This is a genomic window from Streptomyces sp. ADMS (genome assembly GCF_033441795.1).
Taxonomy (GTDB): Bacteria; Actinomycetota; Actinomycetes; order Streptomycetales; family Streptomycetaceae; genus Streptomyces.
The window spans coordinates 128716-155022 of record NZ_JAVFVX010000004.1 but is presented as its reverse complement, the minus strand read 5'-3'; the positions used below and the strand labels follow the sequence as shown (position 1 = coordinate 155022).

Here is a 26307-nt window from a genome sequence, read left to right as displayed (position 1 = left end):
CGGGCCGTGCGCGTACGGGACGGTGAAGGGCTGTCAGGTGGTGACGGTCGCGCGGCGGCCGGCCGCGTAGGCCATCGCGTGCTGGACGACTCCGATGAGGACATCCTTGACCGACTCCCGGTCGCGCGCGTCGCACAGCACGAGCGGCACACTGGGGTCGAGATCGAGCGCCGCCCGGACGGACTGTGACGGATAACGGGCCGCTCCGTCGAAGCAGTTGACGCCGACCACGAAGGGTATGGAACGCCGCTCGAAGTAGTCGACCGCCGCAAAGCTGTCCTCAAGGCGACGGGTGTCCGCGAGGACGACCGCCCCCAGCGCGCCGGTGGCGAGCTCGTCCCACAGGAACCAGAAACGGTCCTGTCCGGGTGTCCCGAAGAGGTACAGCACCAGGTCCTCGCGGAGCGTGATGCGGCCGAAGTCCATCGCCACGGTGGTGGTGTGCTTGCCCTCCACTCCTCTGGTGTCGTCGACCGGGCGGCCCGCCTCGGTGAGCAACTCCTCGGTGCGCAGCGGCTTGATCTCGCTGACCGCGCCGACGAGGGTCGTCTTGCCCACGCCGAAACCTCCGGCCACGAGGATCTTGAGCGTGACGGGCTCGACCGGGGGCTTGCCGCGTTCAGAACGCCCGAAGATCATCGATCTCTTCTCCTGCTTGTTCGGGGTCGGTCGGCGGTGGGCCGTAGCCCCCGCCGCCGGGGGTTTCGATGACGAGTACATCGCCGGGGCCGACGTCCGCCGAGTCACTGCCGCCGAGCACGGTGACCGTGCCGTCCGCACGCTCCACGCGGTTGGCCCCCAGCGCCCCGGGCTCGCCGCCCGCCATACCGTACGGCGGAACCCGGCGGTGCTGCGACAGCGTGGAGACGGACATCGGCTCGTTGAACCGGAGGCGGCGCACCGCCCCGTCTCCGCCTCGCCATTGTCCCGCACCGCCGCTGCCGCGCCGAATCGCGAACTCGTCGAGCCGGACGGGCAGGCGCCACTCCAGGACCTCGGGGTCGGTGAGCCGCGAATTGGTCATATGTGTCTGGACGACGGACGCGCCGGGAAATCCTTCACCCGCGCCGGACCCGGAGGCAATCGTTTCGTAGTACTGGTACCGCTCGTTGCCGAAGGTGACGTTGTTCATCGTTCCGGAGCCCTCGGCCTGGACACCGAGCGCCCCGTACAGGGCTCCGGTGATGGACTGCGAGGTCTCGACATTGCCCGCGACGACAGCGGCCGGCGGCTCGGGAGCAAGCATCGAAGCGGGCGGTACGACGATGTCGAGCGGGCGCAGACAGCCGTCGTTGAGGGGGATGTCGTCGTCGACCAGCGTGCGGAAGACATACAGGACAGCCGCGTTGACCACCGCGAAGGGAGCGTTGAAATTGCTGCTCAGCTGTGCGGAGGTGCCGGTGAAGTCGACCGTCGCGGAACGTTTTTCGTGGTCCACGGAGACGCGTACCCGGATGACGGCTCCCGCGTCGGTCTCGTAGGCGAACTCGCCCTCTTCCAGAGCGTCGATCACCCGCCGTACCGATTCCTCGGCGTTGTCCTGGACGTGCCCCATGTACGCCTGGACGACGTCGAGGCCGAAGTTGTCGATCATCCGGGCGACTTCGTCGACGCCCTTCTGGTTCGCGGCGATCTGGGCACGCAGGTCGGCGAGGTTGGTCCTCGGGTTGCGGGAGGGGTAGGGCGCTTCGGTGAGCAGACGGAGGGTCTCCTCCTCGCGGAAGCGGCCGTTCTCGGCGAGCAGCCAGTCGTCGAAGAGGATGCCCTCCTCGTCGATGGTGCGGCTGTCCGCCGGCATGGAGCCGGGGGCGATGCCACCGATCTCGGCGTGGTGGCCGCGCGAGGCGACGTAGAAGAGGATCCGGTCACTCTCTGTGTCGCCGTTGCCCGGTGTCGTCCGCTCCGTGCCGAAGACCGGGGTGATCACGGTGACGTCGGGGAGGTGGGTGCCGCCATGGTAGGGATCGTTGACGGCGTACGTGTCGCCTGGGCGCATGCCGACGCCTCGGCGGGCGATGACCTCCTTGACGCTCGTACCCATGGATCCCAGGTGAACGGGGATGTGGGGCGCGTTGGCGACCAGGTTTCCGTCGGGGTCGAAGAGGGCGCAGGAGAAGTCCAGGCGCTCCTTGATGTTGACGGACTGGGCGGTCGATTCCAGCCGAGCGCCCATCTGTTCGGCGATCGCCATGAAGAGGTTGTTGAAGACCTCCAGCAGAACGGGATCCACTTCCGTGCCGAGATCGGAACTCTGCGTGACCGCCGCGCGTTCCATGACCAGATGCCCGTCGTCGGTCGTCGCTGCCTGCCAGCCGGCGTCGACGACGGTCGTGGCACTGGCTTCGGTGATGATCGCCGGGCCGGTGACCGTCTCGCCGGGGGGCAGTTCTTCGCGGCGGTGCAGGGGTACGTCGTGCCAGGCGCCGCCTGTGTGGAGGCTGACCGTCTCGGGGGCGGAGGCGCGGGGGACGAACGTGGCGAGGGCGGAGAGATCGGGGGGTTCGGTGATGCCAGTGGCTTCCACGGAGAGGGCTTCGACGACTACGGGGCGGTCGAGGGTGAAGGAGTACGTGGCGCGATGACGTTCTTCGAAGGCGTGTTTCATCGCGGTGGGTTCGCCGAGCCCGACGGTCAGAGTCGTGTCCGTACCGTCGTAGCGGAGCTGGGCGCGGCAGGTGACCTGGATGCGGTCCTCGGGGACGTCCTCGGCGAGGAGCTCCGCACGGGCGGCACCTTCCAGGTCTTCGGCGGTCTTCAGGACGCGGGGCATGGAGGCGGGTTCCAGGGGTGCCTCGACGGACTGTTCGCGCATGGCCGTGGTGTCGGCGAGTCCGATGCCGAGCGCGGAGAGGACACCGGCCATGGGCGGCACCAGGACGGTCCGGACCCCGAGCGAGTCGGCGACCATGCAGGCGTGCTGCCCACCCGCACCACCGAAGGTGGTGAGAGCGTACCGGGTGATGTCGTGCCCCTTCTGCACGGAGATCCGCTTCACGGCGTTGGCGATGCCTGCCACGGCGATCTGCAGGTAGCCCTCGGCCACCTGTTCGGGGGTGCGGTCGTCGCCGGTCCGCTCGCGGATCTCGTGGGCGAGGGCGGCGAAGCGGTCGCGGACGAGGGTGTCGTCGAGGGACTGGTCGGCGTCGGGGCCGAACACCTGGGGAAAATGGCCGGGTTGGATGCGTCCGAGGGCGACGTTGGCGTCGGTGACGGTGAGCGGACCGCCGCCGCGGTAGCAGGCGGGGCCGGGGTCCGCGCCCGCGGAGTCGGGTCCCACGCGGTAGCGGGAGCCGTCGAAGTGGAGGACGGAGCCGCCGCCGGCGGCGACGGTGTGGATGTCCAGCATGGGCGCGCGCAGGCGCACCCCGGCGATCTGGGTGGTGAAGACGCGTTCGTACTCACCGGCGAAGTGCGAGACGTCGGTGGAGGTACCGCCCATGTCGAAACCGATGACGCGGTCGAACCCGGCGAGCTGGGACAGGCGCGTCATGCCGACGATGCCGCCGGCCGGTCCGGACAGGATGGCGTCCTTGCCGCGGAACTGACCGGCTTCGGTGAGGCCTCCGTTGGACTGCATGAACATCAGCCGGACGTCCTTGAGCTCGTCGGCGACGTGCTGGACGTACCGGTGCAGGACGGGCGACAGGTAGGCGTCGACCACGGCCGTGTCCCCGCGGGGGACGAGTTTCATGAGCGGGCTGACCTCGCTGGACAGCGAGATCTGCGGGAAGCCGATGCGAGCGGCCAGTGCGCCGATGGCCTGTTCGTGGGCGGGGTGGAGGTGGCTGTGCATGCAGACCACGGCGACGGCGCGGATCCCGTCGTCGTAGGCCTCCTGAAGCGGCCCGGCGAGGGTGTCGAGGTCGGGAGCGCGCAGGACGGTGCCGTCGGCGGCGATGCGCTCGTCGGCCTCGACGACCCGTTCATGGAGCAGCCCGGGGAGGTCGATCCGGCGGGCGAAGATTCGGGGGCGGTTCTGGTAGGCGATGCGCAGCGCGTCGCGGAAGCCGCGGGTGACGACGAGGAGGGTGCGTTCGCCCTTGCGTTCCAGGAGTGCGTTGGTGGCGACGGTCGTACCCATCCGGACGACCTCGACGGGCTCCCTGGAATCGCCCAGCAGTTCGCGTACACCTGCGACGGCCGCGTCGGCGTACCGGGTGGGGTTGTCGGACAGCAGCTTGTGGGTGAGCAGGCCGCCGTCGGGGCGCCGCGCGACGATGTCGGTGAAGGTACCGCCTCGGTCGACCCAGAACTGCCAGCCTGTCACGTCTCTACCCCGCTTCCGCGCTGCTCAGAGCGCCCGGAGGCCGTTGATCACGTCGCGCAGAATACTCTCGTCCACCAGTTCTGCGGGGGGTACGGGGCGCGTCACATGGACCATTTCCTCGTCCACGAGATCCCCGATGAGGACCCGCACCACACCGATGGGGAGATTGAGTTCGGCAGCGAGTTCGGCGACCGACTGGGGGGCGTCACGACAGAGTTCGACGATGTCCACGTGTTCCGGGGACAGCGTGTGATCTGCTTCCGGATCGTCCGCGTGCGCCTCCGTGACGACCACCGCGATCAAGTCCAGGCGGTGTTGGGCCGCATGGCTGGTGCGGCCTCGCGTCATGGCGTACGGACGGACGACCGGTCCGGCCTCGTCGTCGAACCAGTGGCTTCTGGGCTGACCGTCTCCGCTCATGTCATTTCACTACCCGCCTGCGGGCAGATCGGTGCGCGGAGCAGCCGCCAGATGCACACCGACGCGCTTCACCAGAAGGGTCATCTCGTAGGCGACCTGACCCACGTCCGAGTCGGCGTCCGACAGCACGGCCAGGCAGCTGCCGTCCCCGGCTGCTGTCACGAACAGAAAGGCGTCGTCGAGTTCGACGACCGTCTGACGGACGTTGCCGGCATCGAAGTGACGACCCACGCCCTTGGCGAGGCTGTGGAATCCGGAGGCTACGGCGGCCAGGTGCTCACTGTCCTCCCGGCTGAGGTCCTTGGAGACCCCCGTGGGAAGTCCGTCACCGGAGAGCACGAGCGCTCTGCGGATGCTGGCGACCCTGTCCACAAGGTCGTCGAGGAGCCAGTTGAGCTCGCCCGACGCCTTGTCGCTCGCGGTCTGGCCGGTCGCCTTCGGTGCGGTCATCGACCGTCCCCCTTTGTCGTTCCTTGTGCTGTGCCGTCCTGGGTGCCGTCGTCCGCGGCGTTCTCGTCACGACCACGCTGCCAGCCGCGCTGCAGCGAGGCCATGCGACTGCGGACCTCGTCGGCGTCACGGTCGAAGAGGTCGGCCCCGTCCTGGGGACGGGACTTCATCCGTTCGGCGCGCCGCTCCGGACCGTCCCTCAGCTGCGGAGCCAGGCTGGCCTGCCGCACGCGGCGGGGCAGCCCTCCCGTACCGGAGGCGGCCGGGTCGCCTGGCGCACCGGGGCGGGAGGCAGTCCCGCCGGAGCCACCGTGCCGCTCACGCTGCGGGAAAGCCGGGGCCTCCGGCGACAGGTCACCGAGGCCGCCTCGGTCGGCCTCCGCTCGGCCGCCGTCGCTACGGGCGGCCAAGTCGGGACGGTCACCGAGGGATCGGTCGCCGAAGCGCGAGGCAGGCGGTTCCGTGCGGTCGGTGAAGCCCCTGGAGACCGCCGGATCCACGCGGCCGTGGCCCCGGCCGATGGCTTCCCCTCTGTTGTCCCAACCACGCACCGAGGATTCCGCGCGGTCACCGAATCCGTCACCCGGGGCGGCTCCGCGGCGGATCGGTGTCTCGCCCCGGCGGCGCGCCGGAAGCGGGGCCAGCGTGTCCGGGTCCGTCGAGCCCACACCCTCCGCCGGCTGTTCGTCGGCCGGGGCCGGTATGCGCCGGGGTGGCTGTTCCGTGACCGGTCGGCCATGGGAGCTGACCAGCTTGGGAGTTCGGCGGCGCGGAAGCGCCACGGCGTCGTCAGGCCGGCCGGCCGTGCCGTGGGGGTCGGGTTCGCCCCGGCCTTCGGAAAGCTGCTGGTGCTGCTCTCTGAGAAGGCCGCTGCCGTCGCCCGTCGCTCCGATGATCGAACGGCGTGGCCTGGAGAGTGCGCCGGGTTCGCTGTCAGTGTCGCCGAAGGTACCGGGAAAGTCGTTGAGGGCGTCCAGGTCGACCGGCGCCTCCAGTTCGACCGGCCCGTCGAGGAGCGAGGAGGGCAGGCCAGGGAGCCGCACGGGCGCCGGGGAGAGCGCGGCCTTGCGACTCTCCCCGAACTCGGCCTCCCTGGAGGGGTGGGCGCGGTCGAGGCGGAAGCCGATGCCGTTGGTGTCCGGGATGTCGTCCGTGAGGAGAGCGTCGGGGACGAAGACGACGGCCGTGGTGCCGCCGTACGGGGACGGTTGGAGGGAGACACGGACGTTCTGCCGCTGGGCGAGCCGGCTGACGACGAACAGGCCGAGCCGGTCCGTGTCGGACAGTTCGAACTCGGGTGTCTCGGCGAGCCGCAGGTTGGCGTCGAGAAGCGCTTCGGCCGCCATGCCCAGGCCCCGGTCATGAATTTCCAGGGTGAACCCGTTGGCGACACGTTCGCCCAGAACCTGGATGGCCGTGTGCGGGGGAGAAAACACCGTGGCGTTCTCCAGGAGTTCGGCCACGAGGTGGGTGAGGTCAGCGACGGCCGGACCGGTGACGGCCATCCGTGGCAGCCTGCGGACCTCGATGCGCTCGTAGTCCTCGACCTCGGCGACGGCGGCGCGTACGACATCCATCAGCTGGACGGGCTTACGCCACTGCCGGGAGGGAGCGGCTCCCGAGAGGATCACCAGGCCTTCGGCATGGCGGCGCATGCGCGTTGTGAGGTGATCGAGGCGGAACAGGTCGGCGAGTTCGTCGGTGTCCTCGGTCCTGCGTTCCATGGTGTCGAGCAGGGTGAGCTGCTTGTGCAGCAGGACCTGGCTGCGCCGGGCGAGGTTGACGAAGACCTCCGAGACTCCCGCGCGGAGTTCGGCCTGTTTGACGGCTGCCTCGACGGCAGCGCGCTGCAGGGTGTTGAGGGCCTGGCCGACCTCGCCGATCTCGTTCTTGTCGTACTCCAGGCGCGGGACCTCGGTCTCCACGTCGACCTGTTCGCCGGCCGACAGACGGCGCATCACGCTGGGCAGCCGCACACCGGATGCCTCGTGGGCCTCGAGGCGGAGTTGGCGCAGGTCGCGGATGAGGGCGCGGCCGATGCGTACGGACAGGAAGAGCGAGAACAGCAGGGCGAGCAGTCCAAGGACGCCTGCGACGACGGCTTTGACGATGACGCCCGTGACGACGGGCCGGACCCGGTCCTGATAGCGGTCGCCCGACTGGTCGTTGAGCTTGCGGAGTTCGTCGAGGACATCGCCGGCAGTGGTGTCCCAGCTCTTCGCCGTGACGCCCCGCGGCCGGCCGGACTCGGCGCCGATGGCGGCCTGTTCGGCCACTCGGAGCGGCGCGGTGGAGGCGTTCTTCCAGAACCGCTCGTAGCGTGCGCGGTCCGACAGCGGGAGCAGCGGCAGGCTGACGTCGTACATGACGGTGCGCTGCGCCACGAGGTCGGAGATGTCGCGGGATTCGTCACGGGAGAGCCTGCCGACGACCAGGGCCGAACCGAGCAGGGCGTCCTCGCGGGAGAGCAGTTCGCGGGCGCGGGCGGTGTTGACGAGGGCGCGGGCCTGCTTGTCCATCTCCAGGTTGTCGATGATGTGCAGGTTGGCGAGCAGGACGTAACAGGGGTCGACCAGGCGGTTGTAGAGGTCGAGGGCCTGGGTCCGGGTGACGGTGCCCTCCTCGACGCTGCGTCGCAGCGGCTCGATGCCGTCGAACGCCTCCAGGACGGCGGTGAGGCGTTCGCCGTCGCTCTCACTGATCGAGTTGCGCACATCGGATTTGGCGGCGTTGTCACGGATCTTGTCGACGACGTCGTCGGTGGCGGTGCGGCTGCGCCGGAGGGCCGCCAGCGCATCGGAGGCACGGGGATCGGCGAGGTAGACGAGAGTCTGGCGGCGCTCCTGCTGGAGCACGCGCACGGCGTCCTCTGTGGGGTAGCTGACCTTCTCCACGATCGAGGACACATTGAACAGCTCGGCCGCCTCACGACCCGTGAGCACGGTGGCGAAGCCCCAGATCGCGGTCAGAGACACCAGCGGCACGAGAAGCAGCGCCACGATCTTCCGGCGGATGGACTTCCCGCGAAAGCGCATGGCCTCCCCCAGCTCACCCCCGCCAGCGCGGGGGTACACATGTGCGTCAATAATCGGCGTGAGCCTACTACTGACCCACGGATAACTCGAAGACCTGTCCGGAGGCTGAACTTCCGTGCCCCCGGCGAGACATGGCGAGTTGTCCGATCATTGCGGGAGATTGCCTCCTCGAATCCGGCATCGACCACGGGATGGCACCCTTCGGCCAACTTGGCCATTTGGCTGGATTCTTGCGTTTGATGGGAATCTTCCAGACACGCCGTTCGTCTTTGTACATAGGAATTGGGCAGCGGAACCCCTGACAGGGGCCGCATCCCGCATCCAGGCGGCGTAAGACAGCGTAAGCCGGGCAACCACTGGGGAACCGGTGTCCAGCGACACCGGGACGGACGGTCTGCTGGGCGGTGGGGAGTGACACGTGATGGGCACGGCGGAACGACGCGAAGCACCCGATAACGGCGTTGTGGCGCCCTTGGCGGTGATCCGGGGTTCCAGGGCGCGGGATGACGACCTTTCGATGGACGGCCACAACGACATAGGCGACGGCAGGGGGGTCGGTGGCGCCGAAGGACCCTGCGCCTCCGCCGGGCAACTCCCGGCTTCAGCCAGGGCAGAGACACAGCACTCCTACCGACAGCTATGGGTGGAGGAGCCCGCCCGTCGGCGCCGCCTGCCGGATCCGGTGCGTACGGCGGCCGTGCGGGCGGTGCTCGTCATTGCCGTGACGCTGATTCAGGCGATGGTGGCTTTCCTGTCCACGCTGGCCGGTTCCTGGCTGGCCTTCCCCATGGTGCTCAGCAGCGTGGCCAGTACGGTGCTGGCGACCTGGGCCGCGCTCGACGTGTGGGTGACACGCCAGGTCTGGAACCAGCGCAACGGCGTGGTGTCAACCCCGAGCAGCACAGCTCGGGCGCTGCGACGCGAGCGCCGCACAGCTCGGCGACAGGCCCGGGCAGCCGCCCGGACCCAGGAGCGGATACGCAGGCAGGGTGGCGGGTCGGGGCAGTTGTCGCACCCCTGAGGACTCCAGGAGTCACGGCACCCAGGGCCGGGAACGACCCAGGCGTTCGGAGGGCCAGTGACGACCGATCCCCTCCCGCGCCACCACGGCGCTCTCCTGACGCCTCGCCCGGGCGAGGCGTCAGGAGAGCGCCTGCCCCCGCCACCCCACCCATCTGCACTCGCCACCGCACCTGAACCCGTCGGCCTTCGCAAACGCGGCCCCGATCCATGCCACCTCCACCGCACATGCCTCTCGCTGTCGAGGTGACCGAGCCCGGAGTACTGCCACAGGCATGGAGTCGAACAGGCTCCTGATTCCTGGCGGAAGACCCAGTCCGTGATGCCATCGCGGTCACGCCGGAAGGGTGGTGTGCTGGTTCCGGACGAGGGGATCGCAGACTGAGGCACTCCCCTCCCAACCAGGCGCGCCGGCAGCCCCATCTGGCGTGTCGAAGATCACATTCCGCATGAACTGCCGACGGCCGGGGAGGCGCTCAGCCGCAAGGGCGCCTTCGGTACGGCGTCGACCAGGAGGAACGAGAGCATGCCCGAACTCTTCATCGGCGGCGCGTGGAAATCCGCGCTCGACGAACGTACCCGCGAGATCCGCTGTCCCGCTGACGGCTCCCTGGTCGGCGTCGTCGACGAAGCCGGCCCGAAGGACACGGCGGAGGCCATCGCCGCCGCCCGCCGTGCCTTCGACGAGGGCCCGTGGCCGGGCACACCGGCGAGCGAACGCGGTGACCTGCTGCTGCGCGTCGCCGACCTCATGGTCCGCGACAAAGACGTGCTTGCCCGCGCGGAGTCCCTCGACACCGGAAAACGCCTGGTGGAGAGCGCCTACGACATCGACGACATCGTCAACTGCTTCCGCTACTTCGGTCGGCTCGTGGCAGGCGAGTCCGGGCGGGTCATCGACACCGGCTCACCGCGTGTGGACAGCCGGGTCGTCTACGAACCGGTCGGCGTCTGCGCGCTGATCACCCCATGGAACTATCCGCTCCTCCAGACGGCGTGGAAGGTCGCTCCTGCGCTCGCGGCCGGCAACACCTTCGTCCTCAAACCGAGCGAGCTGACCCCACACACCGCGATCCACCTGATGCGGCTCCTGGAGGAGGCGGGACTGCCTGCGGGCGTGGCCAACCTCGTCCTCGGCGCGGGTCCGGAGGCGGGCGCGCCGCTCGGCGACCATCCGGACGTCGACCTCCTCTCGTTCACGGGCGGACTCCAGACCGGCCGTCGCCTGATGGCCGCGGCGGCCGGAACCGTGAAGAAGGTCGCGCTCGAACTCGGCGGCAAGAACCCCAACATCGTGTTCGCCGACGCCGACTTCGACACAGCCGTCGACATGGCGCTCACCGCCGTGTTCCTGCACTCCGGGCAGGTCTGCTCGGCCGGAGCCCGGCTCCTGGTGGAGGACTCGCTGCACGACCGGTTCGTCGACGAGGTCGTCCGCCGGGCCCAGCTGATCCGGCTCGGCGGGCCCTTCGACGAACAGGCACAGACCGGCCCGCTGATCTCCGAGGCACATCGCGCGAAGGTCGAGGCATATGTCGCCCAGGGCCTCGCCGAGGGCGCGGTGCTGCGCTGCGGCGGCGCGCGCCCCCAAGGGCTCGACGACGGCTTCTACTACCCGCCGACGGTGCTCGACGAGTGCAACGCCCGGATGACCGTCGTACAGGAGGAGTCGTTCGGTCCGGTGCTCACCGTGGAGCGGTTCACGGACGAGGCGGAGGCCGTCCGGCTCGCCAACGACACCGTGTACGGACTCGCCGGAGGCGTCTTCACCGCCGACGAGGCCAGGGCACAGCGGGTCGCGGCTCGGCTGCGGATCGGCACGGTGTGGATCAACGACTACCACCCGTACGTCCCTCAGGCGGAGTGGGGCGGCTTCAAGCAGTCCGGATTCGGCCGCGAACTCGGGCCTTCGGGGCTTGCCGAGTACCGCGAGGCGAAGCACATCTGGCGGAACACCGATCCTTCGCCGCAGGGCTGGTTCTCCTAGCTGCCCGGTGGGTCACTCCCCTCGTTCGTCTGGAATGCGCGCCCCCGTTCACCGCATTCCCCTGGCCCCGCACTCATAGATCCCGGCACCCGCATCGAGCCGCTCCCTCCCCCTCCCCAGGCCCACCAGGAGTCCGCTCATGACAACAACCGAGAAACCACCAGGCCCAGGGCACACGGACGACGCCGAACTCGCCGAGTTCGGAGCCCGAGCTCAAGCGCACCCTCGGCAACTTCCACACCTTCGCGGCCGGGATCAGCGCGCCGGTGTTGCCTGCCGTGATCGTCGGTGTCCTGGCGCTGGCGATCCTGGTCGTCAACATCCGTCAGCCGCAGATCGTCACCGTCGTCACCAGCATCGGCATCATCGTGATCTACCTCGCCTATCTGGGCGTCACCGGACCCATGCTGGTGGCACGCCTGCGCGGCAGGTGGCAGCCGGCCGGCGACGGCAGGTTCTCGCTGGGCCGCTGGGGCCTGCTCGTCAACATAGGGGCCGTCGTCTGGGGCGCCGCCATGACGACCAACCTGATCTGGCCGCGTGCCTCGGTCTACAACGCGACCGCCCCCTTCCACTGGTACCTCCAGTGGGGCGCGGTGCTGTTCGTCGCGGTCATCGCGGGCGGCGGCTTCGCCTACTACTGGTTCGTCCAGCGGCACCGGACGGGTGTGCTCGCCGGAAACCGTCCTGAGGAATCCCCGGCCGCGCCGGCCGCTCCCCTCGCCGCTCCCGCGGCCGACTGAAGGAGATCAACCACTTATGAACACCGATGAGTTCGACTATGTGGTCGTGGGCGGTGGCACCGCAGGCAACGTGGTGGCGGCGCGGCTCTCGGAGGACCCGTCCGTCACCGTGTGTGTGCTGGAGGCGGGCCCGAGCGACGTCGGCGACGACGACGTCCTCAAACTGGAGCGCTGGATGGGCCTGTTGGAATCCGGCTACGACTGGGACTACCCGGTCGAACCGCAGTCCAGCGGCAACAGTTTCATGCGCCACGCCCGTGCGAAGGTGCTCGGCGGCTGTTCGTCCCACAACTCCTGCATCGCCTTCTGGGCTCCGGCCGAGGATCTCGACGACTGGGCGGCGGCGGGCTGTAAGGGCTGGAGCGCGGCCGACCTCTTCCCGCTCTACCAGCGCCTGGAGAACAACGACGCCCCCGGCGACCACCACGGCCGCACCGGCCCGGTGAAGCTTCGTACGCTGAAGAGCGAGGACCCTTGCGGCAGCGCCCTGCTGGAGGCGTGCGCGCAGGCGGGCATCCCGACCACGCCGTTCAACAACGGTGACACCGTGGTCCGCGGGGCCAACTGGTTCCAGATCAACTCCGACGAGAACAACATCCGCCAGTCGTCCTCCGTCGCCTATCTCCACCCGGTCATGGGCAAGCGGCCGAACCTGGAGGTACGGACGGGGGTGCGGGCGAAGCGACTGGTACTGGACGGGCGCCGGTGCGTGGGCGCCGAGTACCTCGACCCGGATCTCATCCACACCAGGACCGTACGGGCGCGTCGCGAGGTCATCGTTTCATGCGGCGCGATCGACACCCCGAAGCTGCTGATGCTGTCCGGTATCGGGCCGCCCGAGCAGCTGCGCGAGGTCGGCGTCGAGGTGGTCGTGGACTCGGCGGGCGTCGGCGAGAACCTGCAGGACCACCCCGAAGGGGTCATCATGTGGGACGCCAGACAGCCGATGACCACGACGTCCAGTCAGTGGTGGGAGGCGGGCATCTTCTACGACACCGAACCGGGCCTTGACCGGCCCGACCTGATGTTCCACTACGGCTCGGTGCCGTTCGACATGAACACGGCGCGTTGGGGCTATCCGACCTCGGAGAACGCGTTCTGTCTCACACCCAACGTGACCCGGGCGAAGTCTCGCGGCACTGTGAGGCTGCGCACCCGCGACTACCGGGACAAGCCGATGGTCGATCCGCGGTACTTCAGCCACGAGCACGACGCGCGCGTGATGACGTACGGACTGAAGCTGGCACGCCGGATTGCCGCCCAGCCCGCGCTGAGCGGCTGGGCGGGGGCGGAACTGGCCCCCGGGCCGGATGTCCGGACGGACGACGAGCTGCTGGACTACATCCACAAGACCCACAACACCGTCTACCACCCGGCCTGCACGGTGAAGATGGGTGCGGACGACGACGCCTCGGCGCCGCTGGACGCGCGGCTGCGCGTCAAGGGGATCTCGGGACTGCGGGTTGCTGACGGGTCGGTGATGCCGGATCTGGTGACGGTGAATCCATGTATTACGACAATGATGATCGGGGAGAAGTGCGCTGACCTTCTGAAAGAGGATGCGTAGAAAGTCCACCGGCAGGGGCAACTGCGGGCGTATGTGGCTGGTCACGCCCACGCGGCGGAGCCGCACATGTCACAGCCCCGCGCCCTCAGGGGGGTGGCCCTGAAGGAGTCGCCTGTGCCGGGCGCTTGAACATCCTGGTCGCCGTGATCTCGCTGTGCACCGCGTCCCCCTCCCCGGCCGTGGCCTGCTGAGGCAGCCCCGGCCGGAGGTGTTCCTCCACGCTGATGTACTTCAGGCCCGCGCGGAGGTCGGCATCGTTGCGGAGACGGATGACGAGGGGAAACTCGGCGAGGGCAGTCGTGTCGAACAGGCCGGTGGTGTAGAGGAGTTGGACGCCGAGCGCGTCCGACACGGCTCGCTGGAGTTCCAGCAGGTACGTCGCGTTGGCACGCCCGATGGGATTGTCCAGGAACAGCGTGCCGGCGTGCCGGTGCTTGTCCCGGCCCCGGTCATTGCTGCGCAGCGCGGCCATCGTGCAGTACAGGGCGATGGCCGCGGTGAGCAGCTGACCACCCGAGAACACGTCGCCCATCTGTCCCACGGGCACGCGCTCGGCACGCAGTACGGCGTCGGGCTTGAGGATCTCGACAGCGATGCCCTTGGGCTGGAGGGCGGCGCCGACTCCCCTCAGGAGCAGGGACATTCCGTCCCGGCGCAGGTCGGAATTCTTTTTCACGGCCGCCCGGGTCGCCTCGTCGATGACCTCGCCGAGGCGCTCGGTGAGCGTCGCCTGGTCGGGCTCCTCGAACCGGATGCGCAGGAACTCCTGCCCGGACCACTCACCCAGCCCCTCGGGCAGCCGGGACAGCCGCTGCGCGGACCGCAGGGTGGCCAGCGCCGACTCCACGAGTCCGCGCAACCGGTCGACGATCGAGTCGCGGTTCCGCTCCAGTTGCGCCAACTCGTCGGTCAGGACCCGGAGTCGGGGCGCGAAGGCGTCCGCCCACTTCTGCGCGTGCTCGGGCAGCGCGGACGCTGGCAGTTCACGGATCTGCTGGCGGGCGGGGGTGCGCACCGCCTCGTACCGCGTGGAGTTGGCGTGCCGTACGAGGATGTCGCTCGCCTCGCGCACGGCGCCCTCGGCAGCGGACAGGTCGGCGGCGCAGCCGCGCAGGGAGCGGCGGGCCTCGGCGGCCGCCTGCCGTGCCTCCTCGGGGCTGCCGGGGTAGGGCTCGGAGGCTTCCTGCTCCTCGTCGGAGGAATGCTCGCGCAAGAGATCACGGAGCATGGCGGCGATCTCGTCGAACCCGGAAGCGGCGTCCTCGGCTGCCCGGTGCGCTTCGAGCAGCTCCGCGTGCGCCTCCCTGGCCCGGGTCAACGCCTCGGTGCGGGAGGCGAGTTCGGCGGTGGCGGTGCGCAGCAGGGCCTGGGCCTGCTCGGCGTCGCGAGGGACGAGTTCCTCGGCCAGCTCGGTGTGCGCCTCGCCGTCCTCGGGCGCGTGCCGCTCGGCCTCGCCGCGCAGCCGGCCGAGCTGTTCGCTGGCCGTGGACACCCGGGTCTCAAGGAGCTGCACCAGTTCCTCGGCCCGCGCGGAGGCGGCCTGCCGGGACGGTCCGTCGGAACCCTCGGGCAGTTGCAGCAGCTGCTCGGCGCGCGTTCTCACCTTGTTGCTCAGGCGGTCCAGTTCCGCGCGGGCGACGCTCTCGTCGCTCTCGGACCGCGCCTGCTCGGCTCGAAGGTCGGCGCCGACGCCGACCTTCTCGTAGAGCTGGGAGGCGGCCCGGTAGGCCTCTCGGAGGGCGGGCAGCGACGACCTGGCGGCGTCCTCGTCGGCTTCCGGTACGTCATCGGGGGCGCCCGCGATCTCCGCGCGCTCGGCACGCAGGGCGCGGGCCGTGCGGCGCGCGTCGTCGGCGGAGCGCTGGGCGGCGCGGCGGTCCTCGTCGGCGGACCGGGCCCGCTCCAGGCAGACCTGGGCGCGGGTTTCCGACTCGACGGCCTCGTCCGCCAGTTCACGCACCTTCACCTGCCAGCCGGCGCGTTCGCGCAGCCGGAACGCCAGTCCGGCGAGCGCGTCGGCGGCGCGCCGGGCCCGCTGGGCGGCCTCCTGCCGCTCGTCCCGCACCCGGGACGCCTCGATCGCCACCTCGTCGGCCTCGGCCCGCACGGTTCGCGCCTCGGCCAGTTCGGCCTCGGCCTCCTCGGCGAAGGCCCGCGCGTCGTGCGCGCCCCGGGCCAGCTCGACGAGCCGCCCGGCCGGACAGCCCGTCCGCCAGGAGGCGAGTCGCGCGGACAGCTCCCGGTCCTTCCCGAGCCGCGCCGCGAGCGCGCGGATCTCTTCCTCCCGCGCACCCGCCCGGGCCCGTAGCGCCTGCCGCTCCTCGTCGGCGGCGTGCTCGTCGTGCATCGCCGGGTTCGGCGGTACGAGGAACACGTCGCTGTCGCCCGGTCCGGGGGCCGGAGTCGGGGCGAGCAGGGCCGCTGCCGTACCGACCGCCACGGCCGAGCGTGGCAGCAGGGCGGCGCCGGCGAGGGTCTCGCGGGCACGCGCGTGCGCGCCGGGGTCGGTGATGATGACGCCGTCGACCAGTTCGGGGCGGGCCGCCAGCACGCGCGCGTGGTCGGCGGGGTCGACGGCCTGCGCGAGATAGCGCCAGCCGGGCAGCGCGGGGATGCCGTGCTCGCCGAGGAACTCGACGGTGGCCAGCACATCGGGGCCGGGCGGCAGCAGTCCGCCGTCACCGAGCGCGCCGAGGATCCGGGCGTCGTCGGCTGCGGCGGTCCGCAGGTCGAAGAGCTGGCGCTCGGCGGAGGTGACCCCGTCGTCGAGCAGCTCTCGGAGTTCGTCGGCGAAACGGTCCAGCTCCTCCGGGGTCAGGAAACCCTCGTCGCGGGCACGGGGGGCGCCCGCTTCCGCACCGGTACCGGCCCGCACGTCAGGCGTCCCGCCATCGCCCTCGCCCTGGTCCGCACCGTGCTGGCGCGGCAGCGCGGCCCGGCCTCGCTGCCGCCCGCCGCCCGCGGAAGGCAGACTCAGCAGCTCGGCGAGCCTCTCCTCGACGGCCAGGCCCTCGGCGGTGCGCCGCTCGGCGTCGTACGCGCGCTCGGCCGCTGTGGCGGCGTCCGCCGCGCGGGCCGCCGTCAGCTCCGCGCGGGACTCGGTGGACGTCGCGTCACGCGCGTGCTCGGAGGACCGCCTGGAGGCCTCGCGGGCGGTGTCCCATGCCTCGACGGCCGATTTCTCGGCGTCGCTGGCGGCGAGCGCGGCCCGTGCCGGATCCGCGCCGGGTGCGCTGTCGTCGAGCCAGCCCGCACGCACCGCCTCGGCGGTCTCCTGCTCGACCTCGCTCAGCCGCTGCCGCAGATGCCCGACCTCACTGCGGGCGCGCTGCGCCTCGGTGGCGGCGCCTGTGGAGTCGCGGTGCGCGGCCTCGCCGACCTCCTGAAGGGCGGCGGACCGCTCCTCCTCCTCGTTGGCGAGCGCCTCCGCGCCTTCCGCCGCCGACTGCAGGGCACGTACGAGGTCGACGGCGGCCTTGGCTCGGGCGGCGAGCGCCGGGGCCGCGTCCCGCTCGGCCTCGCGGATCGCGACGGCCACGCGCGCCGAGCGGTCGGCGGCGGCGCGGTGCCGCAGGACGACCTCTGCTGCCTGCCAGGCGGAGTGCATGGTGCGCGCGTCGGCGAGTTCCCGCTTCTGCGCGGCTGCCGTCTTCTCCGCCGCCGCGAGTGCCAGGGAGGCGTGCCGGAAGGCTAGTTCGGCGGCGATCAGCGCGCTGCGCTCCCGCCCGCCCTCCGAATGGGTGACGGTGTACGCCGCGGCGGTGACCCGCTGAGCGAGATCGCCGGCCCGGACGCGCTCCTGGACGCCCCGCGCGGACAGCCGCCGGGCGAGTGTGCGCGTACGCCGCTCCGCGCCCGAGTGGACGTCCCGCGCGCGGGACCGCGTTTCCGCGGCCTCGACGATCCGCCCGAGCAGGTCCACGGACCCGGCGGTGAAGTCCCGTTCGGCGATCAGTTCGGACCGCCGCCCCAGCTTGTTGCCGAAGCCGCCGACCAGGTCGGCGAGCCCGTCCGTGTCCCGGGTGTCGGTGACCGCGCGCAGCAGCAGGTCGGTGAAGTCGGAGTCCTTCTTGACCGCGAAGAGGCCGGCGGCCTCACCCTCGTCGGCGTTCATCTCCCGCTGGTAGCGGAAGAGTTCCGGGTCGAGACCCAGCTCCCCCAGATGCTCGTTCCAGCGGTCGTGGATCTCCTCCCAGTGCACTTCGAGGTGCGGATACACCTTGCCCGCCTCGGTGATCGCGTCCCGGAAGCCCTTCATCGTCCGGCGCCGCCCCTTGGCACCGGAGGCACCCTCGACCGGCGGACGTACGGCGGTGGACTCGGCGACGGGAAGGTTGTCGAGGCTCAGCCCCGGGCCGGGCCGGAAGGAGTACCAGGCCTCGGCGAACTTCCGCGGGTCGTTGGAGACCTGCCGGCCCCGCCATTCGCTCGCCTTGCCGACCACCACCAGCTCGCCGGTGAGCGTGTGCTGCCACTCCAGGACCACATGCCCGCAGTCGTCGGCGAGCAAAAACTTGCGCAGCACGCCGGAACTGGCTCCACCGAGCGTGTTGCGGTGCCCCGGCAGCATGACGGAGAAGATCAGCTTGAGGAGTACGGACTTGCCGCCGCCGTTCTCCAGGAAGAGCACGCCCGCGGGCGCGGGCCGGCGCGGCGGTCCGACGGGCTCGTCCTCGAAGAACTCCGCCTGGGTCGGCGCGGGGTCGGGCACCGGCTCGCCGACACCCCGCAGGTCAAGCACGGTGTCGGCGTAGCGCGCACCGGCAGGACCGATGGAGTAGAGGCGGACCCGGGACAGCTCGTACATGGCGGACTCTCGTAGTCGTGAAGGAGTAGTCGGGTTGGGTGTGAGGCGATGTGTGCGAAGGGCGTCGGGACGGCGGTCAGGAGTGGTGGAAGGGCAGCCCTGCGTCCGCAACCAGCTCCAGATCGTCGGATTCCTCGGCGGGCAGCAGCGTCGGTGTCCCGTCGGTGACCGGTACGACGCCCAGCTCCAGCAGTTCGGCCATGGCGGCGCTGCCTGCCATGTCCCGCACCTGTAGCTGGTACCGGGCCGTCGTGCGATAGGTACCGCCGTTGTCGTCGCCCGTGCGCTGCAGGAAGCCGGAGTCGGTGAGAAACGCGACGGCCTTACCGACGATCCCGGTCGTCGAACTGGCCGGTCTCCGCGCGTCCTTGGTGGCCCCCGTCGCGCTCCGCCTCGTCCAGATCCGCCAGGCAGCCTCCAGTTCAGGGGCGTCGCTGGGCGGGTCGGTGTTCACGCCCTGTGCCTCGGCCCGCTCCTCCAGCCGCCGGCAGGCCTGCCGGACGAAGGCCTCGACCCCGTTGACGGTGACGCGTCCGATGTAGCCGTCGTCGGCGAGATCCTCGGGCCGCGGAAACGCCATGGCGGCAACGGCGAGATGGGCGAGCCCGTGCAGAAATCGGTCCGAGCCATCGGCGGACGTACGACGTGCGTAGTCCCCCATCCGCACGGCGAAAACGGAGTCCTCGGCGGCGGTGACGGCCATCCCCGCGCGCGGGGACACCTCCAGCACGACCAGCCCGAGCCCCGCGGCCACCGCGTCGGCGAGCCGGGCAAAGGCCGGGTCCTCGCGATACCGCCGCAACAACTCGGCGTACTCCTGGTCCCGAGCAGCCTGCAGCTTGGGCTGAAGCCCGAAGGCCACCAGCCGAGCGGCATCGGCGGCATCGCCAGGAGTAATGACGGCAGCGGCGGCCGGCGCGGCAACAGCCTCCGGCTCACTCCAGTCGACCTGCTCGCTCACGACTGAGACTCCTTGTGGATCTTGTAAACAGGGGCATGGGCAGGCGCCCCTAAAGGGGCGCGGGGAACTGCGCGACAAGCCTCCACCGGCCGCAGGACGAAGAACGACCCACAAAACATCACGCCGCCTCCGACCGGCCCGCGGCCATCCCCACCGCATCCAGCAACGCCATCCCCACGATCAAGTCGGCGCCCCCGAACTCCGGATCGTCCAGCTCCGTCCCGTCATCGACAGCGAACAGCAACTTCCTCTCGCCCTGGCGATAAGCCGTCCCCACTGGCGGACTGGCCGCGTGCACGGCCAACAGGGCCACCAGATAAGGAAGTTCCGCATCCCGAAGACGAGCCTCGGCAAGCAGCCCCGACAGTCGCCGAGGAGCGTCCGCGGGCAGATCCAGCAACTCCATCGCCGCCGCCAACTGTTCCTCGCTGAACCGGCTGTCGTCCGGCGTGGCGATCAGGTCCGGCTCCGGCATCTCCGCCCCGAGATGCTCCCGCTCCTGCGGCGGCGTCAGCAGGATGTCCACGAGGTCACCGATCCGGACCGACACCGGCGTACGAAGCCCCGTCCCGCGCGCGAAGAACGCGTCCGTGACCCGAACCGCCCGCTCAAGGGGCAACGGCAGCACAGGGGCGACCAGATGGCCGTACAGGTCTATCCCCGACGACGTCATCGGCGTCGCGAACGCCTGCCGGTCCTGCTCCGCGCGGAACAGCGGCCCCGCCTCCAGGAGCCGGGACTGGAGCTGCGTGTGCCGGCGGATACAGTCCTTGACGATGTCGACGAGTTCGGCCGCGCGCCGCTTCTGCTCGGGGTCCTCGGACTCGTCGCGGGCCTTGCGGATGTTGGTCAGGATCGCGTTCTCATGGCGGTACCGGTCGGCGACATGGTCGAGCGCTTCGGCGATCATGTCGGGAACGGTCTGGAGCCAGTCCACCGCGCGTACGTTCCGCCGGGTAGCGTCCAGCGCCCTGCGCAGGGTCTCCGAGTACTGCACGGTCCGGTACCGGGCCTGCTCCGCGGCGAGCTGGGCGTCGGCCAGCCGGCCGCGGCTGATCAGCACCTCCAGCTTGACCTCGGCGGCGATCTGGGCGCTGGTGACGTCGGTGTCGAGGGCGCCGACGAGTACGTTGACCGCTTCGTCCGTCGTACGGAGGTAGACGCTTCCGTCGTACCCCGGGAGTTCTTCGATCAGCTTGAAGTCGTAGTCACGGCGTACATACGTACCGTCCGGGGCGAACGTGCCGTATACGGCCCGGAAGCCGCGGTCGACGCTGCCGACGTTGATCAGGTTCTCCAGGACCCAGCGGGCGACGCGCTCGTGCTCGGTGACGGGCCGCCGCGGGGCCTGGGCGGCGATGCGCGGGATGAGACGGGCGACGATCTGGTCGTGGTCGGCGCCCGTGTCGAAGTCCATGTTCAGGGTGACCAGATCGATGGCCGCGAGGGCGACCTCCGCCATGCCGTACACCGAGTACTCGCCCGCGAGATTCGCCTTGCGCGCGTCCAGGTCGTGGAGCGGGGCCGTGCAGGCGAGCGCGCGCAGGCGCCGCGCCAGTCCCTCGTCGGCGGCCGGGCCCGGAGCGGGGCGCGGCCCCGCGCTGAGCTGGGGCGGAACGCTGTCCGTCGATGCAGGCGAAGTCACGGTGCACAGACTAGGTCCTCGGTCTGACAACGGCCCAAACGACTCAGAAGCGACCCGCTGTCACCCCGCCACCGTGTGGCCCGCACCCTGTGGAACGCCGCAGGTCCCGAACCCAGTACCGGCTACCCGTCCTCGCCCACCCGACGCCGGTAGACCTCGACAACCCGTTTGAGGGAGTCGTCGAGATAGACCGAAAGCAGCCCCTCGGCCCGCCCCCGGTCGCCCGCCTGGAGGGTCCGCAGTATCTGCTGGTTGCGCGCGAGATAGGGCTCGTGCAGGCGTCGCGGGTCGTCCACGACGTGGAAGGCGAGGCGCAGTTCGGCGAAGACGCTGCGCATCAGCTCGTCGGTGCGTGCGCTGTCGGCCAGCGCGACGAGTTCGCGGTGGAAGTGGATGTTGGCCGTACCCAGCACTTTCCAGTCACCGTCGCGCGCCGCCTGCTGCCCCTCCTCGACGGCCGCGGCAAGGTTCTCCAGGGCGTACGGCGGCTCACCGAGCCCGCGGACCACGGCGCATTCGACGAGAGCACGGGTGCGGTAGATGTCCTCGACGTCCTCGACCGTGAGGACCCGTACGAAGACACCTCGGTTGAGTTCGTGGATCAGCAGGCGTTCATGCGTGAGCAGCCGGAACGCCTCGCGCAGCGTGTTGCGGGAGACGCCGAGGGCGCCGCCGATGCTGTCCTCGGAGAGCCGGGTCCCGGGCGGGAAGTACCCGTCGGCGATACGGCTCCTGAGAATGTCCGACACCCGCTCGGCGGTACTGGTGCGCCCGAGGAGCGCGCGGTCGTCGGCCAGTCCCGTCAACTGCTCTGCCATGCCCGGAATTCAATCGCAGATACAAGAACGAAACAACACGGGTATTGAAGGATCGTTCAACGATCCTCTACCTTGCTGGACAGGCACCGCCGGATCCGCGCGGTGCCGACAGCTTCCGCACCGCTCATTCCTCAAGCACCCTCCGTCCCTCAACTGCGAGGTGCACATGAGCACAACCCCTCCACCGCAGGCCCTGCCCGCCGACACCCGCCCCGGAGCGAGTGAACCCGCCGTCGACGAAGGCGCGTTCGCCTGGCTGCGGGCGCTGGGCCCGCGGGGCCGCCGCGCCTTCGGTGGCGCTTTCGGCGGCTATGCCCTGGACTCGTACGACTACTTCACGCTGCCGCTGAGCATGGTGGCGCTGTCCGCGTACTTCGGCCTGAACAGCGGCCAGACCGGCCTGTTCACCACCGTCACCCTGGTCGTCTCCGCGGTCGGCGGCGCCGGCGCCGGGGTGCTCGCGGACCGGATCGGCCGGGTCAGGGCACTGATGATCACGGTGATCACGTACGCGGTCTTCACCGTCGCCTGCGGTTTCGCGCCCAACTACGAGACGTTGCTGGTGTTCCGCGCCCTCCAGGGCCTCGGTTTCGGTGGCGAGTGGGCAGTGGGCGCGATCCTGGTGGCCGAGTACGCGAGCCCGAAGCACCGCGGCCGTACGCTCGGCGCGATCCAGAGCTCCTGGGCCGTGGGCTGGGGACTGGCCGTGATCGTCTACACCATGGTCTTCTCGTTCCTCGACGACGACCTGGCCTGGCGCGTGATGTTCTGGACGGGCGCTCTGCCCGCGCTGCTGGTCGTCTGGATGCGACGCTCGGTGCAGGACGCGCCCCAGGCGGTCGCCGAGCGCGAGAAGAACCCGAAGAAGGGCTCGTTCGCGGAGATCTTCAGGCCCGGCACGGCCGAGGCACCCGGACTGCTCCGCATCACGATCTTCGCGGTCCTGCTGTCCACCGGTGTCCAGGGCGGCTACTACACCCTGGCGACCTGGGTGCCCACCTATCTGAAGACGGAACGCGGACTGTCGGTCGTCGGCACCGGTTCGTATCTCACGTTCCTGATCTCCGGAGCCTTCATCGGCTATCTGACCGGCGGTTACCTCACCGACCGGCTCGGCCGCAGGCGCAACATCTGGCTGTTCGCGGTCCTCTCGGCGCTGTGCATCCTCGCCTACGCGAACATCCCGGACGGCGCCAACACCCTTCTCCTGGTGCTCGGTTTCCCGCTCGGGTTCTGCATGTCGGCGATCTTCAGCGGCTTCGGTTCCTATCTGAGCGAGCTGTACCCGACCGCTGTACGCGGCACGGGCCAGGGCTTCACCTACAACACCGGCCGGGCCGTCGGCGCCGTCTTCCCCACCACCGTCGGCTTCCTGGCCGACAGCTGGGGCGTGGGCGGCGCGCTGGTCTTCGGCGCGATCGGATACGGCATCGCCGCCCTGGCACTGCTGGGGCTGCCGGAGACCCGCGGGAAGGAACTTCAGTGAACCGTACGGAAGACCGCCCTCTGTCCCTCGTCGACGAGCACGCGCACGCGTGGAGCCCGAAATCCGCCCGAGCCCGGTTCCGCGCGGGCCTGACAGGCCCCACCGCAGGCGTCGCGGCCGGCCACACCCAGGTCAACCTGATCTCGGTGCCCGCCGACTGGGCGTACGACATGCTGCTGTTCTGCCAGCGCAACCAGAAGCCCTGCCCTGTCCTGGACGTCACGGACGCCGGTTCCTGGACCACCGTCCTGGCCGAGGGCGCGGACCTGCGCACCGACCTGCCGCGCTACCGGGTCTGGCGGGACGGCGAGCTGGTGGAGGAGCCCACGGACGTGCTCGCCCACTGGCGCGACGACCTCGTGACGTTCCTCATCGGATGCAGCTTCACCTTCGAGTGGGCGCTCGCCGATGCGGGCGTCCCGATCCGGCACATCGAGCAGGGCCGCAACGTCCCGATGTACGTGACCAACCGCCAGTGCCGTCCCGCCGGGCGGCTGCACGGCCCCCTGGTGGTGTCCATGCGTCCGGTACCACCGCAGCACCTGGCGGCCGCGATCCGGGAGAGCAGTCTGCTCCCGGCGGTGCACGGCAGCCCCGTACACTGCGGCGACCCGTCGGGGCTCGGCATCGACGACCTCGGCCGTCCGGACTTCGGCGATCCGGTGGACCTCGCACCGGACGACATCCCGGTGTTCTGGGCCTGCGGAGTGACCCCGCAGGCCGCGGTGACGGCGTCCCGCCCGCCCTTCGCCGTCACGCACGCGCCGGGCCAGATGTTCCTCACCGACACCCGCGACGAGCAGTACCGCGTCGCCTGACCGGAGCGTGACAGGAGTCCCGGATGATCGACCTCAACGCCGACCTCGGCGAGGGCTTCGGCCGCTGGCGGCTGACCGACGACGAACAGCTGTTGTCCGTCGTCACCAGTGCCAACGTGGCCTGCGGCTTCCACGCCGGGGACGCGGCCACCATGCGGCGGGTGTGCGAACTGGCGGCCGAGCGCGGTGTACGGATCGGCGCCCAGGTCTCCTACCGCGACCTCGCGGGCTTCGGGCGGCGCGCGATGGACGTGCCGCCCGACGAACTGACGGCCGAGGTGGCCTACCAGATCGGCGCCCTGGAGGTCTTCGCACGCGCGGCGGGCACGCGCGTGTCGTACGTCAAGCCGCACGGCGCGCTCTACAACCGCGTCGTGCACGACAAGGAGCAGGCGGAGGCGGTGATCGACGGCGTGCTCCTGGCGGACCAGGGGCTGCCGGTGCTCGGGCTGCCGGGCTCGCGGCTGCTGGAGCTGGCCGAAGCGGCAGGGCTCCCTGCCGTCCCTGAGGCGTTCGCGGACCGGGCGTACACCGAGGAGGGCACGCTCGTGCCGCGTGGCCAGGACGGGGCCGTGGTGACCGACCCGTACGCCGTCGTGGCACGATCCGTGACCCTCGCCCGGACCGGGGTGGTCGCGTCGCACTCCGGAACACCCCTCGCGGTCCGCGCCCGCTCCCTGTGCGTCCACGGCGACACGCCCGGCGCGGTGGATCTGGCCCGCCGGGTCCGCGAGCGCCTTGAGGCGTCGGGCGTCCGCGTGGAGGCCTTCGCACGCGCGGAACGAACGGCATGAGGGCGCTGTCCGTCGGCGACGACGCGCTGCTGGTCGAGGTTTCCTCCGGAGAGCAGGCCCAGGCCCTGCACGCGGAACTGCTGCGCCGACGCGCGGAAGGCACCCTGTCCGTACGGGAGATCGTTCCCGCGGCCCGTACGGTCCTCCTCGACGGGCTCGCCGACCCCGTCCGGCTGGCTTCCGAACTGACCGCCTCCGACGTGTCCCCGGCACTCCCCCGCACCCAGGAGATCATCGAACTCCCGGTCCGCTACGACGGCCCGGACCTCGCCGACGTCGCCACCCTGTGGGACGTGTCCGAGGAAGCGGTGGCGCGCATCCACGCGGACACCGAGTTCCGGGTCGCCTTCTGCGGTTTCGCGCCCGGCTTCGGCTACCTCACCGGTCTCCCGGCACGCTACGACGTGCCCCGCCGGGCGACCCCGCGGACGTCCGTCCCGGCCGGTGCGGTGGCGCTGGCGGGCCCGTACACGGGTGTGTACCCGCGTTCGTCGCCGGGCGGCTGGCAGCTGATCGGTACGACGGACGCGGTCCTGTGGGACCACGCGCGCGTGCCGGCCGCCCTGCTGTCCCCGGGCACCCGGGTCCGTTTCGTCCCGCCGGGGCGCCCATGACGGATCGCGCGCTCGCCGTCGTACGGGCGGGGGCGCTGACCACCGTGCAGGACCTGGGACGTCCCGGGTACGCCCATCTCGGGGTGCCCCGCTCCGGCGCCCTGGACGCGCCCGCGGCGGCGCTCGTCAACCGGCTGGTCGGCAACCCGTCCGACGCGGCCGTCCTGGAGACCACCCTCAACGGCTGCGCCCTGCGCCCCCGCTGCCCGGTCACCGTCGCGGTCGGAGGCGCCCCGTGCCCGGTCACGGTGGACGGCCGCCCGGTGGCCTGGGGCGCGCCGGCGCAGGTGCCCGCCGGCGCGCTGCTGGACGTCGGGACGGCCCTGTCCGGAGTACGCGGTTACGTGGCCGTCTCCGGCGGAGTCGCCGTGGAGCCGGTGCTGAGCAGCCGCTCCACCGACCTGCTGTCCGGTCTGGGCCCGCCGCCCCTGACCGACGGCGCGGTGCTGCCCCTGGGCCGGGTGACAGGCGGGCACGCGCGCGTGGACGTCGTTCCACAGCCGGCGCCCCCGGCCGAACTCGTGCTCCGGGTGACCGTCGGGCCGCGCGACGACTGGTTCACCCCCGCCGCGCTACGGACCTTCGCCACGTCCACGTACCAGGTGTCCTCCGCGAGCAACCGCATCGGGCTGCGCACGGAAGGTCCCTCCCTGGAGCGGGCCTTCGCCGGTGAACTCCCCAGTGAGGGCATGGTCCTGGGCGCGGTCCAGGTGCCCCCGGACGGCAGGCCGGTGGTCTTCCTCGCCGACCATCCGACCACCGGGGGCTATCCGGTGATCGCCGTCGTGCGCACCGCCGACCTGCCGGCCGCCGCCCAGGCGACACCGGGCACCCCGGTCAGGTTCGTGCCCGTGCGCCGCCGCTGAACCGCCCAG

General features: G+C 70.7%; 17 protein-coding genes and 1 pseudogene. 9 read left to right on the top strand and 9 right to left on the bottom strand.

What is annotated here, in order from left to right; genetic code table 11:
• Nucleotides 1–33: 33 nt before the first annotated feature.
• Genes RB628_RS03210 through RB628_RS03190 form a run of 5 tightly spaced genes read right to left on the bottom strand, consistent with a single transcriptional unit; the run spans nt 34 to nt 8172 of the window.
• A complete protein-coding gene (locus RB628_RS03210; protein ID WP_318318700.1) occupies nt 34–639 on the bottom strand; it encodes an ATP/GTP-binding protein in 606 nt (201 codons plus the stop codon).
• The gene (locus tag RB628_RS03205; RefSeq protein WP_318318699.1) at nt 620–4267 is read right to left on the bottom strand and encodes a hydantoinase B/oxoprolinase family protein; all 3648 of its coding nucleotides are present in this window, start codon (nt 4265–4267) and stop codon (nt 620–622) included. Before RB628_RS03205 ends, RB628_RS03210 begins: the two co-directional genes overlap by 20 nt.
• 24 nt (nt 4268–4291) lie before the next feature.
• Nucleotides 4292–4687 carry a DUF742 domain-containing protein gene (locus RB628_RS03200; protein WP_318318698.1) on the bottom strand — a complete coding sequence of 132 codons (396 nt, stop codon included), beginning with the start codon at nt 4685–4687 and terminating at the stop codon, nt 4292–4294.
• A 9-nt stretch (nt 4688–4696) separates the two neighbouring features.
• Nucleotides 4697–5137, bottom strand: coding sequence for a roadblock/LC7 domain-containing protein (locus RB628_RS03195; RefSeq protein WP_318318697.1), 441 nt, complete (start codon nt 5135–5137; stop codon nt 4697–4699).
• The gene (locus RB628_RS03190; RefSeq protein ID WP_318318696.1) at nt 5134–8172 is read right to left on the bottom strand and encodes a nitrate- and nitrite sensing domain-containing protein; all 3039 of its coding nucleotides are present in this window, start codon (nt 8170–8172) and stop codon (nt 5134–5136) included. Before RB628_RS03190 ends, RB628_RS03195 begins: the two co-directional genes overlap by 4 nt.
• 517 nt (nt 8173–8689) lie before the next feature.
• On the opposite strand from RB628_RS03190, the gene RB628_RS03185 reads away from it, so the two are divergent.
• From RB628_RS03185 to RB628_RS03170, 4 genes and pseudogenes are all read left to right on the top strand, one after another.
• On the top strand, nt 8690–9193 hold the full coding sequence (locus RB628_RS03185) for a hypothetical protein (protein ID WP_412180584.1): 504 nt from the start codon (nt 8690–8692) through the stop codon (nt 9191–9193).
• 525 nt (nt 9194–9718) lie between these two features.
• A complete protein-coding gene (locus RB628_RS03180) occupies nt 9719–11179 on the top strand; it encodes an aldehyde dehydrogenase family protein (RefSeq protein WP_318318694.1) in 1461 nt (486 codons plus the stop codon).
• Between the two features lie 263 nt (nt 11180–11442).
• Nucleotides 11443–11922, top strand: a pseudogene (locus RB628_RS03175) (amino acid permease); the annotation flags it as partial.
• 16 nt (nt 11923–11938) lie between these two features.
• Entirely contained in the window at nt 11939–13489 is a 1551-nt protein-coding gene (locus tag RB628_RS03170) for a GMC family oxidoreductase (RefSeq protein WP_318318693.1), read from the top strand.
• A gap of 85 nt (nt 13490–13574) precedes the next feature.
• On the opposite strand, the gene RB628_RS03165 is transcribed toward RB628_RS03170, so the two are convergent.
• From RB628_RS03165 to RB628_RS03150, 4 genes are all read right to left on the bottom strand, one after another.
• On the bottom strand, nt 13575–18296 hold the full coding sequence (locus RB628_RS03165; RefSeq protein WP_318318692.1) for a hypothetical protein: 4722 nt from the start codon (nt 18294–18296) through the stop codon (nt 13575–13577).
• Between the two features lie 76 nt (nt 18297–18372).
• A complete protein-coding gene (locus RB628_RS03160) occupies nt 18373–19257 on the bottom strand; it encodes a hypothetical protein (protein ID WP_318318691.1) in 885 nt (294 codons plus the stop codon).
• Between the two features lie 118 nt (nt 19258–19375).
• Nucleotides 19376–20902: a hypothetical protein gene (locus RB628_RS03155; RefSeq protein ID WP_318318690.1), complete on the bottom strand. Its 1527-nt coding sequence runs from the start codon at nt 20900–20902 to the stop codon at nt 19376–19378.
• A 122-nt stretch (nt 20903–21024) separates the two neighbouring features.
• Complete coding sequence (locus RB628_RS03150; RefSeq protein ID WP_318318689.1) at nt 21025–21720, bottom strand: GntR family transcriptional regulator; 696 nt, start codon at nt 21718–21720, stop codon at nt 21025–21027.
• A gap of 166 nt (nt 21721–21886) precedes the next feature.
• On the opposite strand from RB628_RS03150, the gene RB628_RS03145 reads away from it, so the two are divergent.
• From RB628_RS03145 to RB628_RS03125, 5 genes are read left to right on the top strand one after another with little or no spacing between them, the layout of a single operon-like run.
• Nucleotides 21887–23206, top strand: coding sequence for an MFS transporter (locus RB628_RS03145; RefSeq protein ID WP_318318688.1), 1320 nt, complete (start codon nt 21887–21889; stop codon nt 23204–23206).
• On the top strand, nt 23203–24024 hold the full coding sequence (locus RB628_RS03140; RefSeq protein ID WP_318318687.1) for a putative hydro-lyase: 822 nt from the start codon (nt 23203–23205) through the stop codon (nt 24022–24024). Before RB628_RS03145 ends, RB628_RS03140 begins: the two co-directional genes overlap by 4 nt.
• A gap of 23 nt (nt 24025–24047) precedes the next feature.
• The gene (locus tag RB628_RS03135) at nt 24048–24818 is read left to right on the top strand and encodes a 5-oxoprolinase subunit PxpA (RefSeq protein WP_318318686.1); all 771 of its coding nucleotides are present in this window, start codon (nt 24048–24050) and stop codon (nt 24816–24818) included.
• On the top strand, nt 24815–25432 hold the full coding sequence (gene pxpB, locus RB628_RS03130; protein WP_318318685.1) for a 5-oxoprolinase subunit PxpB: 618 nt from the start codon (nt 24815–24817) through the stop codon (nt 25430–25432). The genes RB628_RS03135 and pxpB overlap by 4 nt, the downstream gene beginning before the upstream one ends.
• Entirely contained in the window at nt 25429–26298 is an 870-nt protein-coding gene (locus RB628_RS03125; protein ID WP_318318684.1) for a biotin-dependent carboxyltransferase family protein, read from the top strand. Before pxpB ends, RB628_RS03125 begins: the two co-directional genes overlap by 4 nt.
• The last annotated feature ends 9 nt before the right edge of the window (nt 26299–26307 follow it).